Here is a 12,013-nt window from a genome sequence, read left to right as displayed (position 1 = left end):
TTCAATCATGACCAAAACAGAATGCCATCACTGACAATCCATGAATTGATCCAAAAACCCCCACCAACCAAAAATGGCCAGCGGAAATAAATTGGCATTTGACAAGTGCACGCTGTTGAGTTCTCAAGGATCGGACGCTCCGACGGTCGGGTCTCGCGACCGTGCCCGAAGGGCGACTTCCTGTTCGTCCGCTCCGTTCCGTCTGTCGAACCGGTCTGCTCGAGATCTTCAGATCTCGCCGGCAGCCGATGACCGCGGTCCACGGAGTGGACTTCCCATCCTAGACCCGGAGGTCACGTCTCACAAGGAGAGCTGATCGGGTGGGAGGTGGTTCTCCACTTGAGGGGGCGGGGCTTTCAGCCTCAGCGCTCTTCCCTTTGGGGCGAACAGGTAATACTGTACGTGGCTTGCCGAGGCGCGGCAAATCGAGGCGTGCACCCGGGCGTGTCGCGGGCGTATCGCCTTGCCCGCGGGTCGGCTTTCGCCCGCCCGCGGAGCCTGCCGCAGGGGTTCAGACGCCGGCCGAAACCGTCTCGTGCCGGACAACGCTCGGCCCCTGGGCCGTGGCCTCCACGACGAGCTGCGCCGGCAACTGCTCCTTCATGGCTGCGACGTGACTGATGAGCCCGACGGTGCGCCCGCCCTGCCGCAACTCATCGAGGGTGCGCATCGCGAGATCGAGGGTCGCCTCGTCGAGCGAGCCGAATCCCTCGTCGATGAAGAGGGTGTCGAGACGCACCCCGCCCGCGCGCGCGGTCACGACCTCGGCGAGCCCGAGCGCGAGGGCGAGCGACGCGAGGAACGTCTCGCCGCCCGACAGCGACTGCGCGGGTCGCGCCTGGCCGGTGTGGGCGTCGACGATCTCGAGCCCGAGACCGGATGCGACGTTCCGAGCGGCTCGGGCGTCGCTGTGCTGCAGGCGGTAGCGCCCGCTCGACATCTCGCTGAGCCGGAGGTTCGCCGCCTCGACGATCTCTTCGAGCTCCGCCGCGAGTACGAACGACTCCAGCGTCATGCGGCGGGTGTTCGGCGGCCGGCCGGCCACGGTGTTCGCGAGCCGGGAGACCACGTCGCACTCCGCTGCGAGCTCCGCGATGCCGTCCTGCGCCTCGCCCGCGCGCCGCACGAGGTCCTCCAGGCGCTTCGCCGTCTGCGCCGCGCGCGCGGCGGCTTCGACCGCGGTCTTCTCTTCGGCGAGCGCTCGATCGCGCGCTGTCGCCGCGGCATCGACGTCGGGTGCGGCATCCGCGTCATCGCCCAACTCGACCTCGAGTTCGCGCACGCGTTCGGCCTCGGTGGTCAGCGCGACCTCGTACGCACGTACGCGCTCCGACAGGGCGGTGCGCGCCGCCGGGTCGAGGAGCGCGCCCTGGGCGTCGGCCGCGTCGGCGAAGTCGGTCGCGGCGACTCGAGTCGCCAGGTCGGCACGCGCCCGAGCGAGCGCAGCCGCAGCGCCGGCGTGCTCCACCAGAGCGTCGACGAGCGCGAGAGCGAGTCCTCGGCGCTCCGTCGTCGCGGCGATACGCGCAGCCACGGAGTCGAAGTCACCGCGTGCGTCGACCACAGCGCGGCGAAGCGTCTTCGCGTGGGCGGTCGCCGCGGCGACCTGCATCCGCAGGTCGGCCAAGGCAGCAATGGCCCGGTCGAGCTCGAGCCCTGCCGCAGCGTCGAGTTCGACGAGGCTCGCGCGCTCGACGGTGAGCTGCTCGCAGCGGCGCTGCGCTTCGGTGGCGGCGGTGAGAGACAGCTCGGCGGCGGCCGCCGCCTCTGCGAGCGCCGGCGCACTCTCGCCACCCGCGCGTGCCACCGCCTTGTTGTACGCGTCGCGGGCCGCCCTCGCCGCTTCGGCCGCCGTCGCTTCTTCTTCCGCCGCCCGGTCGCGCTCCGCCTCGGCGGCCGCGACCTGGTCGTCGGTGACAGGTGCGTCGGAGGGCTCGGCCGGTGACGGATGCTCCGTCGATCCGCACACCGCGCACGGCTCGCCGTCGACCAGCGCGGTCGCGAGCTCCGCTGCGTGGCCGGCGAGGCGGCGGCGCAGCAGCAAGGTGACCGCCGACTGCGCCGACTCGTGGCGGCCGGCGGTGGTGAGGTGGGCCTCGTCGGCGATCCGAAGCTCCTTCTCGAGCCGCTCCGCCTCGCGCGCCGCGGTCAGGCGCTCATCGAGCGTCGCGAGCTGAGTGCGCAGATCCTCCGCGCGCCCTGCCTCGGCGAGTGCGCCGCGGAGCTCGGCGTCGATCGCCTCGAGCCGGACCGGGACGAGCTTGCGGCGTTCCTCGATCTCTGCGACGTCGCGCTCCAGCGCGACGACACGCTCCTCATCCGCAGCGAGTCGCTTCTCGAGCAGGGCGAGCTCGTTCTCCTGCTCGGCGATGGCCGCCCACACGGCGAGCTGCCCCGTCAGTTCATCGACGAGTCCGCGCAGTCGCTCCGCGTCGTCGTCCGGCGACCCGCCGACGCGCTCCCACGCCGCCCGGTGCGCGCGCAGGTGCTCAGCTGCGCGCTGCGCCGCCGCATCCGCCGCGGCAACCGCCTCGATCGGTGCGCGAAGCGCCTCGGCGGCGATCGCGCGTTCGACCCGCGTCCGGTCGGCGGCGATGCCCTCTGCTTCCGCTTCGAGCGACGCCAGGCGGGCACGCGACGCGGTGAGCTGCTGCTGCTTGGTGTGGAGGGCCTTGGTTGCGGCGAAGGCGGCCTCGGCATCACGGGCTGCCGAGGCGGCGACCGCCTGCTGGGCGCTGAGCACTTCGGCCCGCGCCTGCGCGGAGCGCACGGAGCGCTCGGCCTCGACGAGGCGATCCGCGAGCGAGACAGCCGGGTCCTGAGCGCCCGCGTCCACCGCGGCTGCCTCGGGCGAGGCATCCGTCGATTCAGCCGTGTTCGCGCCGTCGGCCAGCCGCTCGAGCAGTTCGCCCGCGGCGCCGAAGCCCTCCCACGTGCCCTCGGCGGCGGCGAGCCGCTCCGCCTCGCCGAGGAGGAGCTTCACGCCGTCGCCCGCCGCCGCGAGCGCGGCCTCGGCGTCGCGCCGGCGCTGCTCGAGCGCGTCTTGGTACTGCTCGTACGTGCGGGTGCCGAACAGACGGCGCAGCAGCTTCTGCCGCTCGTCGCTGCGGGCGAGCAGGAACTCCGCGAAGCGGTTCTGCGCGAGCAGGATCACCTGGAGGAACTGCTGCTGGCTCAATCCGAGCACGTCGTCGAGGGCGAGCGCGACGTTGCGCGAGCCGGATGCCCGCCCGATCCACACGCCGCCGACGAGCTCATCGAGTTGGGCGTCCGCGCTCACGAGAGTCGTGCCGGTGCCGCGCCGCTTCGCGCGCTCGTACTCGGGCGAGCGGGTGACCCGCCACCGGCGTCCGCCGGTGCTGAACTCGACGGAGACCTCGGTCGGGTCATCCGGGCCGCAATAGTCACTGCGCAGTCGCTTCTCGGCGCCGTCGTACCGCGGCACTCCCCCGTACAACGCGAAGCACACGCCGTCGAGCACGCTCGACTTGCCGGCACCGGTGCGGCCCGCGATGAGGAAGATGCCGTCGTCGGCGAACGCGTCGAAGTCGACGACCTGACGATCGCGGAACGGCCCGAAGCCCTCGAGCTCGAGTCGGTGGAGCCTCACGCCTGGGCCTCCGCGGCGACGCGCTCCCCGACGATCTCGCGGATGAGCTCCTGCTCGCGGGCGCTCGCCCCGTCGCCCTCGCGAACGTGGGCGAGGAAGGCGTCGAAGAGCTCCGCGTCGCTGCGCGCGGCGCGAACACGGCCGGCGTAGCTGGATCCGTCGGCGGTTGCTGTCGTCGCCGGCAGGTGCACGACGGCGGCGCAGTGGGGGAAGCGCTCCTGCAGGCGGCGCATCGGATCGATCTGAGGGGTCGGATCTGTGTAGCGCGCACACACCCATGCGTCGGAGAACTCGTCGAAGCGCTCGTCGGTGAGCAACTCGTCGAAGGTGGCCGTGAGCGTGACGAGCCGGCGCGGCACGGGAAGGTCGAGCCACTCCACCGACGCGAGGCCCGACGCGTCGAGCTCGACGAGCCACGACCCACGGGCCTTGTCGCCCTCGCCGAAGCTGTAGTGCAGCGGTGCGCCCGCGTAGCGGACGCGCTCCGACAGTTGCCGGCGCCCGTGGATGTGTCCGAGCGCGACGTAGTCGGGCCCCTCGAAGTACGAGAGCGGCACGACGTCGAGCGTTCCCTGGCGGATCTCGCGCTCGACTCCGGGAGTCGCTTCGACGCCCGCCGCGAAGCAGTGCGAGATCGCGACCGACCGGCCGCCGCGCGCGGCGAGGTCTTCGCGCACGAGCGACATCGCGTGCGCCATCGTCTCGGCCTGCGTGCGCAGCTCGACGCCGGGCCACATATGGCGCACGAGTGCGGGCTCGAGGAACGGGATGCCGTAGAAGTGCACCGGCCCGGACGCGTCGTCGATCGTGATCGGCGAGCCGACCGAGCGCGGGTCGGTGATCACGTGCACGCCCTCACGCAGGAGTCCGGACTGGAACCCGAGCCGCGCGGCCGAGTCGTGGTTGCCGCTCGTGACGATGACATGCGCTCCCGCGTCGCTGAGTGCGCGCAACGTGTCGCTCAGCAGCGGGAAGCACGCCGCCGACGGCGCCGCCGAATCGAACACATCGCCCGCGACCACGACGACGTCGACCTCGTGTTCGGGGACCTGCTCGACGAGCGCCTCGAGCACACCGCGGAGCGCCTCGAGCGTGGAATGCCCGTGGAACGACCGGCCGATGTGCCAGTCCGAGGTGTGCAGGATCCGCATGCCACACACCGTATGTTCCGGCTCCGACATCACCGGTGAGCCTCGCGGAACTTCGGCCGGATGCCCGGATGCCCCGCATCCGCTCAGATTACGGGGTCGGTCGAACGTTCGTCGCGGCGGCGGGCGCTCAGGTCGGCGACGCCCGCGACGAGCGCGAGACCGAGGAAGATCCCGACCGAGATGAGGCCGATGACGTAGGCGTCGTGGAACACGACCATGCGGGGCGTGTCCGAGTCGCGCTCGTTGTAGATCGTCGCGTAGAACAGCGAGAGGGCCACCGCCGTGCCGACCGAGGAGCCGATGCGCTGACCGAGCTGCCCGACCGATCCCGCAAGGCCGCCTCGCCGCACCGGCACGTCCGCGAGCGTGAGCGTCTGATTCGGGGACACCACGAGGCCCCCGGCGAAGCCCGACAGGAACAGCACGACCGCCATGATGTACGGCTGCGCGCCCGTCGGCGCGAAGTACGCCGTGATCGCCAGGCCACCGACGCCCACGAGCACGCCGACGACGCCCCACACGACGAGCGGGCGGCCGATGCGGACCACGAGGTTGCCGCCGATCCACGATGCGAACGCGCTGCTGAGGGCGAAGCCGACCGTGACGAGCCCCGCGAACACCGGCGCGAGCCCCAGGCCGAGCTGCAGATACAGGGTCGTGAGCAGGAAGAGCGCGGGAAGCGCGGCGAACTGCGCGGTGGCCAGGAGCGTCCCGTTTCGGTACGACGACAGCCGGAAGAGGCCGAACGGGATGAGCGGGCTCCTGCCGCTGCGGTCGTAGCGACGCTCCCACCACACGAACGCGGCCGCGAGCAGCACGAACGCCACGAGCAGCCACCACCGCTGCGGGTTGTCGTCGGGCGATCCGGTCGTGAACAGGAACGGCCACAGCAGCGCGAGCACCGAACCGCCGAAGAGCAGCACGCCGATCGGGTCGAGCTCGAGCCGGCGGCGCGAGCGCTCGCGCGTCGACGGCAGCACCCACACCGCGAGCGCGATCGCGATCAGGCACAGCGGGACGTTCATCCAGAAGATGCCGCGCCATCCGTCGGTGGGTCCGCCGATCGCGATCAGCAGGCCGCCGAGCGTCGGTCCGAACGCCGTCGAGATCCCCACGGCCGCGCCGAACAGGCCGAACGCGCGCCCGCGCTCCTTGCCGTGGAACAGCTGCTGGATCATGCCGAGGACCTGCGGCATCTGGATGCCCGCACCGATGCCCTGCGCGAGGCGGCCGATCATCAGCACGGTCGTCGTCGGGGCGAGGGCGCACACGAGGCTCGTGACGGTGAACACCGAGAGCCCTGTGATGAACAGCGCGCGCCGCGAACGCTGGTCGCCGATGCGACCCGCCGGCACGAGCGCGAGCCCGAACGTGAGCACGTAGCCCGACACGATGAGCTGCAGCTCGGTCGAGCTCGAACCGAGCGCCGCCTCGATCGACGGGAGCGCGACGTTGACCTTGCTCAGGTCGAGGATCGTGATCGCCGCGACGGCGACGCACACCCAATAGGCCCGCCAGCGCTGGCTCGGGGTGAGCGGTATGTCGCGCGTCGGAGGGTGTGCGTCTGGGGTCGCCACCCTCGACAGGCTATCGGCGTCGAGACACCGGGCGTCAAGGCATCCGGATGCCGCCACCGACGCATCGAAAACTGCCAACACGTGAGGCGGCGGAAATGTCGGAACCCCTCCCTAAGTTCGTGACATCGGAACCTTGGAGGAATCATGCTCTCGACGATCTACGCGAGCGAAGTGCTGTTCCGACACGACACTGAGCTCCGCGCCCAGGAGGCCCGCATCGAGGAGCACCGACGGGAGCGCCTGGCCGCGCTGGCCGCTGAGGCGGCGCAGCGCTCGCGGCAGCCCCGCCGCCGCGCCTGGCCCCGGCCGATCGGCGTCGCGCACGGCGACGCGCTCGCCGCTTGCGCGTGAGCCGCTCCGCGGACGCGGTCTCGATGATGCGACGGTGATGTGACAGAGAAGATCCGCCGTGCCCGGTATGGGAGGGAAGAGGGCGCGGCGGATCTCACATCTCGGACTGCGTCAGGTCGTTCCCGTCGCGATCTGCTTGGCCAGTTCCTGCACCTCGGAGTCCGGAAGCTCGATCGAGGAGTCGTTCAGCCGCTGGCGCAGCACGTGGGCGATCTCGTCTATCGACCTGTCTCCGACATCCGAGCGCGTCTGCACCACGATGCCTGCGACCTTGTCGACCTCGGACGCCTCGTTCTGAGCGAGCAGCGGAGTCTCCTGCGCCTGCTCCGGGTCGAGCGGGCGCTCGTCGCCGCGCATCTCCGCGGCACGGTCGTCCGCGTTGTCGTGCTCCATGTCGGCTCCTCTCGACCTTCCCAGCATCGCCGCGGGCGCGGCGACAGGGCGAGGGGTTGACGAGACGGGCGGATGCGGTTAGCGCTCGTCGCTCGCGGGTCAGAGGGCGCGGCTGCGGAGGATGCCGCTGCGCTCGGGGTGCGCGTCGAACCAGTCCGCGACGTACCAGCAGACCGGGATGATCTCACGGTCGCCCTGCGCCTCGAGCTCGGCGACGGCGCGGTCGATCAGCTCGCCCGCATAGCCGTGGCCGCGGAAGGTCGGAACAGTGTAGGCGCGCGTCATCGCGACGGTGCGACCGTCGTCTCGATAGTCGAGCACGCTGACCAGGTCGTCTCCTCGGTGCAGCGTGTAGCGCGATGCGTCGGCCTCGTGGGTGAACCGGAACTCCTTCACCCCGACAGGCTACGACGCTCCCGCGACGTCGGGGCCGCGCCGCGCGCCCTCGCGGCGAGCTCTCGGTCACGCGGGCGGATCGATCGCCTCGACCTTCAGCAGGCGGAAGTCGTGCCTGCGCAGGATTCTGAGGATGATCGAGCGGAAACCGCCGAACGCTCGTATTCCTTGATCGGTGGGGTACGTCTCGACGCCTGTGATGCGGTACCACTGCCCTTTGTGGAGCACCTCGCCGCTGCCGGCGAGTACGTTTCGGAACCAGTTCACCTCCGGGCCATAGGTCAGCTCGGCGACGATCCCCTCGGGGACATCCGCGAGGACGAGCGGAGCCTCGAACGTCTTGCCGCTCTTGCGTCCCACATGACGCACGAGCGAGAACGGACCACGCCCTGCTCGTGCCATCGCGAGGGTCGTGGGATTGAGCCGTCGCTGGATGACGCCGAGCCACCAGCGCTTCATCCGACCCTGAGCCATCGCTTCTCCCATTCATAACGTGACGTGATTTGACGCATAAGGACACCTTCGGTCATAATCGCCGTCATGACTGACAACGCACGCTCTCTGTCCGCCTGGGAGGCGAACGGGACTGCCGGCACGATGATGGCCGGCCGCGTTGTCATGTGTTGTCGAATGTGCATGTGATCCGGTGACCCCGCCGGACTCGACCGGTTCCGCTCCTTCTGCGAGCACCGCGCATCGAGTCCCCGAGCACCGACACAGCGACTGACGTCGCTTGGTCGCGCGCTCCGCACCCGGCCCACACGGCCGGCCCTCACAACACACCCGAACCCGCACAGGCGAACAGTCCGGGTTCCCACCGCAAGGACTCCCACTCCCATGTCGAACACCGCTCTCCTCGACCGCCCCACGACCACCACCCGTCACCTGCGTGCCGTCACCGGCCCGGTTCCCACTATCCGCCGCACGACGGCCCCCGCACAGCCCTCCACCCCCGCACCCGCTCAGACCGCCGCCCTCCCGGTCGGCACCGCGCCGCGCGGCTTCGCCCTGTACGTCGGCATCGACGAGGCGAAGGCCGCGGCATCCGGCGTCTCGCTCGGCGTCCTCGTGGACGCACTTCGCCGCACGCTCGCCGAGCTCGCCCCCAACGCCGAGACGTACGCGACCGTCGCCCTGGCGCCCGTCGGCTCGGGCGGACGCGACGTCGACGTCGTGCGCCTCGCGCTGCACGAGCCGTCGGCCGTCGCCCGCGCGAAGCAGCAGGAGCCCGACGAGGAGGAGCGCACGCCCGCGGGCGTCGTCGTCGACATCTCGCGCAAGCGCGTGCTCATCGACGGCGAGTCTGCCGCGTTCACCTTCAAGGAGTTCGAGCTGCTCCAGTACCTCGTGCTCCGCGAGGGCCGCACGATCGAGCGCGCCGAGCTCGTGAGCTCGCTGTGGCAGGGCGCCGGCGAGGACGACGTGCCCGGTGAGCGCACGATCGACGTGCACGTGCGCCGCCTGCGCGCGAAGCTCGGCCGGTATGAAGACATCGTGCGCACGGTGCGCGGGGTCGGCTACCGCTTCGACCGCCACGCCGACGTCGTCATCCGCTACGGACACGGCTCGCCGTCGCCCGACCGGTTCTGATCCGGCGCGCGTCCGGCGTCGCGGATCTGCGGATGTCGCGACGACGACGTATCGTGAGCGCATGAGGTCGTCGGGGGTGTTCCCCGTGCGCGATGCGCGCGGAGCCGCTTCCCGCGACCCCCGGCCAGCCCGCGGCGTCGGTTCGCCCCGCGATCCGCGCCCCGCGCACGTCCGTCCCCTCGAGACCGAGTATCGGCCGCGGCATCCGCTCGACCTCCCGCGGACGGTGCTCATGCAACGCCGGGGGTACGGCGACCCCACGATGTGCGTTGACGGCTCGGTCATCTGGCGCGCGAGTCGCACGCCCGAAGGCGTCGCGACGCTCGCGCTGCGCGAGGTGTCGCGCGGGGTGATCCGCGGGGCGGCGTGGGGACCCGGCCGCGAATGGGCGCTCGCGCAGCTGCCGGCGCTGTGCGGGGCGGAGGACGATCCCGCGGACTTCGACGCGTCGCGGCATCCGCTGGTCGCCGACGCGCACCGCCGCAATCCGGGTCTGCGCCTGAGCCGCACCGACATCGTGTTCGACGCTCTCGCGGCGTCGATCATCGAACAGAAGGTCACGAACATGCAGGCGTTCGGCGCGTGGCGGCGGATCGTCACGTGGTACGGCGAGCGCGCCCCCGGGCCCACGCCGCGGCCGATGTTCGCGCCGCCCACGATCGACGGATGGCGTCGCGTGCCGTCGTGGGCGTGGCACCGCGCGGGGCTCGAGCCGCCGCAGGCGCGCACGATCGTCGAGACCGCGCGCCGCGGCGATTCGGTCGTGCGTGCGCTGACGGCGGCACCCGACGGCGACGCCCGCGACCGCGTGCTCACGAGCCTGCGCGGTGTCGGCGTGTGGACGGCCGCCGAGACCCGCATCCGCGCGCTCGGCGATCCCGACGCGGTGAGCGTCGGCGACTACCACCTCGCGAACGAGATCGGGTACGCGCTCATCGGCGAGCGTGTGGACGATGACCGGATGCTCGAGCTCCTCGCTCCGTGGAGCGGGCAACGCCAGCGCGCGATCCGCCTCATCGGCTTGAGCGGCGTGCGCGAGCCGCGAAAAGCCCCGCGCCTGCACCCCGAGGACCACCGCGACCGCTGACGGCGTCCGACCGTGATGCCAGAATGTGCGGATGGTCGCGTCGCGTGTGCGCTGGGAGGACGTGCCCGCGCGCGTACAGGACGCCGTCGCGGAGCTCCTGGGCTCGCCCGTCGTGGGCGCCGTGTCGCAACCCGGCGGGTTCTCGCCGGGGTCCGCCGACGTCGTGACGTGTGCCGACGGCCGCCGCGTCTTCGTCAAGACGGCGACGTCGGACGTCAACCCCGAGGTCGTGCCGATCCATCGCAGCGAGGCGATCAAGGCCGCGGTGCTCCCGACCGCCGTCCCCGCCCCGAAGTTCCTCGGGTCTGCCGACGGCGACGACTGGACCGTGCTCGCTTTCGAGCTCGTGGACGGGCGGCATCCCGCGGTGCCGTGGCGCGAGGACGAACTGCGCGCCGTGCTCGACGCGCTCGCGGCGACGGCGCGAGCACCGCTGAGCGCCGATGCCCGTGCGGTGATCCCGCCCATCCACACAGGACTGCGGCCGCTCGCCGACTCGTGGAAGGAGCTGCTCGCCGAGCCCGATCCGGTCGTCGTGCCGCTGACCGAAGCCGACGGCGTCACGCTCGCCGATGCCGAGGACGTCGAGTGGGCGGTGCGGCACGCTGCGCGGTGGGCCGCCATGGCCGATCGCGGTGTCGAGCTCGCGGCGGGTGACGCGCTCGTGCACTTCGACGTGCGGGCCGACAACGTGCTGCTCACGCCCACGGGCGAGGCGGTGCTCATCGACTGGCCCTGGGCGCTGCGCGGCGCGTCCTGGGTCGACGCCGTCATGCTGCTCGTCGACGTGCGGTACCGCGATCCGGGCTTCGATGTGATCGCCGCGATGGGCTCGCACGAGGTGTTCGCGGGAGCGGATGCCGCGACGACCGCCGCGATCGTGGCGCTGATGGCGGGATTCCTGCTCGAGAAGGGCCGGCAACCCGACCCGCCGGGGCTGCCCACGCTCCGGCGCTTCCAGCGACTGCAGGGCGCGGCCGCGTCGCGCCTCTTGCGCGAGCTCGTCGGCTGATCTCGGCGCCCTCCGATGTCGGAGGCCTCTGTCAGACTGAAGTCCTCCGCGGCGCGGCCGGGCGCGGCATCCGTCATTCCCCATCCACATTCCAGGAGCGAACATGCCCAGCCTCAATCCGTACCTCTCGTTCCAGCGAGAGGCCCGGTCGGCCATGCAGTTCTACCAAGGCGTCTTCGGCGGCGACCTCGACATCTCGACCTTCGGCGAGTACGAGGGCATGGTGCAAGACGCGAGCGAGGCCGACCTCGTCATGCACGCGCAGCTCACGACGCCCGACGGTTTCGTGCTCATGGCGTCCGACACGCCCGCGGGCGTCGAGTACCGCAAGCCCGCCGGCATCTCGGTCTCGGTCAGCGGCGACGACGAGCAGAAGCTCGAGCGGTTCTGGTCGGCGCTCGCCGACGGCGGCACGATCATGATGCCGTTCGACGTCCCGCCCTGGGGCGGACGCTTCGGCATGCTCACCGATCGGTTCGGCATCGACTGGATGGTCGCGTACACCCCTCCGCAAGCGTGACGATACGGATGCCGCGGCCCCCGCGCGCGTAGGCTGAGCGCATGAGCGACCGACGCACAGGCTGGCCGAAGGGGCGGATCGGATGGGCCGTCGGCACCGTCGTGCTGCTCGGCCTCGGCGCCCTCGTCGGCACCGTGCTCGGCAGCGTCGTGCTGGGTCTCGTGATCGGCATCGTCATCTCGATCGGGTGGCTCATCGCCTACGAGTCGTGGCGCGGAAAGACGCCCGGGCTCGACGATCCGTGGGACGACGGCGCCCAGCTCTAGACCTTGCTGAGAGGACTGGCCTTCGCATTCGCGTGCATCGTATGGTGAGGCCAGGAGGTG

At 71.3% G+C, this 12,013-nt stretch carries 12 protein-coding genes; 6 read left to right on the top strand and 6 right to left on the bottom strand.

What is annotated here, in order from left to right; translation table 11 throughout:
* Nucleotides 1-511: 511 nt before the first annotated feature.
* The 3 genes from VFF97_RS13220 to VFF97_RS13210 form a co-directional block, all read right to left on the bottom strand.
* A complete protein-coding gene (locus VFF97_RS13220; protein WP_325033957.1) occupies nucleotides 512-3,610 on the bottom strand; it encodes an SMC family ATPase in 3,099 nt (1,032 codons plus the stop codon).
* Nucleotides 3,607-4,761, bottom strand: coding sequence for an exonuclease SbcCD subunit D (locus VFF97_RS13215; RefSeq protein ID WP_325033956.1), 1,155 nt, complete (start codon nucleotides 4,759-4,761; stop codon nucleotides 3,607-3,609). Before VFF97_RS13215 ends, VFF97_RS13220 begins: the two co-directional genes overlap by 4 nt.
* Before the next feature lie 83 nt (nucleotides 4,762-4,844).
* On the bottom strand, nucleotides 4,845-6,338 hold the full coding sequence (locus tag VFF97_RS13210) for an MFS transporter (protein ID WP_325033955.1): 1,494 nt from the start codon (nucleotides 6,336-6,338) through the stop codon (nucleotides 4,845-4,847).
* 144 nt (nucleotides 6,339-6,482) lie between these two features.
* Between VFF97_RS13210 and VFF97_RS13205 the strand changes: the two genes are divergently transcribed.
* Nucleotides 6,483-6,689 carry a hypothetical protein gene (locus VFF97_RS13205; protein WP_325033954.1) on the top strand — a complete coding sequence of 69 codons (207 nt, stop codon included), beginning with the start codon at nucleotides 6,483-6,485 and terminating at the stop codon, nucleotides 6,687-6,689.
* A 111-nt stretch (nucleotides 6,690-6,800) separates the two neighbouring features.
* Here VFF97_RS13205 and VFF97_RS13200 read toward each other — a convergent pair whose 3' ends face one another.
* The 3 genes from VFF97_RS13200 to VFF97_RS13190 all read right to left on the bottom strand — a co-directional run bounded on the left by VFF97_RS13200 (nucleotide 6,801) and on the right by VFF97_RS13190 (nucleotide 7,952).
* Entirely contained in the window at nucleotides 6,801-7,082 is a 282-nt protein-coding gene (locus tag VFF97_RS13200; protein ID WP_325033953.1) for a hypothetical protein, read from the bottom strand.
* A 99-nt stretch (nucleotides 7,083-7,181) separates the two neighbouring features.
* A complete protein-coding gene (locus tag VFF97_RS13195) occupies nucleotides 7,182-7,478 on the bottom strand; it encodes a GNAT family N-acetyltransferase (protein WP_325033952.1) in 297 nt (98 codons plus the stop codon).
* A 66-nt stretch (nucleotides 7,479-7,544) separates the two neighbouring features.
* Entirely contained in the window at nucleotides 7,545-7,952 is a 408-nt protein-coding gene (locus VFF97_RS13190; RefSeq protein ID WP_325033951.1) for a nitroreductase family deazaflavin-dependent oxidoreductase, read from the bottom strand.
* 363 nt (nucleotides 7,953-8,315) lie between these two features.
* Between VFF97_RS13190 and VFF97_RS13185 the strand changes: the two genes are divergently transcribed.
* From VFF97_RS13185 to VFF97_RS13165, 5 genes are all read left to right on the top strand, one after another.
* On the top strand, nucleotides 8,316-9,068 hold the full coding sequence (locus VFF97_RS13185; RefSeq protein ID WP_325033950.1) for a winged helix-turn-helix domain-containing protein: 753 nt from the start codon (nucleotides 8,316-8,318) through the stop codon (nucleotides 9,066-9,068).
* Between the two features lie 61 nt (nucleotides 9,069-9,129).
* On the top strand, nucleotides 9,130-10,155 hold the full coding sequence (locus VFF97_RS13180) for a DNA-3-methyladenine glycosylase 2 family protein (protein WP_325033949.1): 1,026 nt from the start codon (nucleotides 9,130-9,132) through the stop codon (nucleotides 10,153-10,155).
* A gap of 31 nt (nucleotides 10,156-10,186) precedes the next feature.
* A complete protein-coding gene (locus VFF97_RS13175; protein WP_325033948.1) occupies nucleotides 10,187-11,167 on the top strand; it encodes a hypothetical protein in 981 nt (326 codons plus the stop codon).
* 103 nt (nucleotides 11,168-11,270) lie between these two features.
* Entirely contained in the window at nucleotides 11,271-11,687 is a 417-nt protein-coding gene (locus tag VFF97_RS13170; RefSeq protein ID WP_325033947.1) for a VOC family protein, read from the top strand.
* 41 nt (nucleotides 11,688-11,728) lie between these two features.
* Complete coding sequence (locus VFF97_RS13165; RefSeq protein WP_325033946.1) at nucleotides 11,729-11,953, top strand: hypothetical protein; 225 nt, start codon at nucleotides 11,729-11,731, stop codon at nucleotides 11,951-11,953.
* Nucleotides 11,954-12,013: the final 60 nt, after the last annotated feature.

Origin of the sequence: Microbacterium sp. (assembly GCF_035687345.1) — a bacterium.
GTDB lineage: Bacteria > Actinomycetota > Actinomycetes > Actinomycetales > Microbacteriaceae > Microbacterium.
The sequence above is the reverse complement of the archived record's forward strand: the minus strand, read 5'-3'. Positions and strand labels throughout refer to the sequence as shown.

Coding starts and splice junctions, on each gene's coding strand:
- VFF97_RS13200 (WP_325033953.1), bottom strand. CDS start 7,082: ATGGAGCACGACAACGCGGACGACCGTGCCGCGGAGATGCGCGGCGAC.
- VFF97_RS13190 (WP_325033951.1), bottom strand. CDS start 7,952: ATGGCTCAGGGTCGGATGAAGCGCTGGTGGCTCGGCGTCATCCAGCGA.
- VFF97_RS13170 (WP_325033947.1), top strand. CDS start 11,271: ATGCCCAGCCTCAATCCGTACCTCTCGTTCCAGCGAGAGGCCCGGTCG.
- VFF97_RS13205 (WP_325033954.1), top strand. CDS start 6,483: ATGCTCTCGACGATCTACGCGAGCGAAGTGCTGTTCCGACACGACACT.
- VFF97_RS13165 (WP_325033946.1), top strand. CDS start 11,729: ATGAGCGACCGACGCACAGGCTGGCCGAAGGGGCGGATCGGATGGGCC.
- VFF97_RS13185 (WP_325033950.1), top strand. CDS start 8,316: ATGTCGAACACCGCTCTCCTCGACCGCCCCACGACCACCACCCGTCAC.
- VFF97_RS13180 (WP_325033949.1), top strand. CDS start 9,130: ATGAGGTCGTCGGGGGTGTTCCCCGTGCGCGATGCGCGCGGAGCCGCT.
- VFF97_RS13175 (WP_325033948.1), top strand. CDS start 10,187: ATGGTCGCGTCGCGTGTGCGCTGGGAGGACGTGCCCGCGCGCGTACAG.
- VFF97_RS13215 (WP_325033956.1), bottom strand. CDS start 4,761: ATGCGGATCCTGCACACCTCGGACTGGCACATCGGCCGGTCGTTCCAC.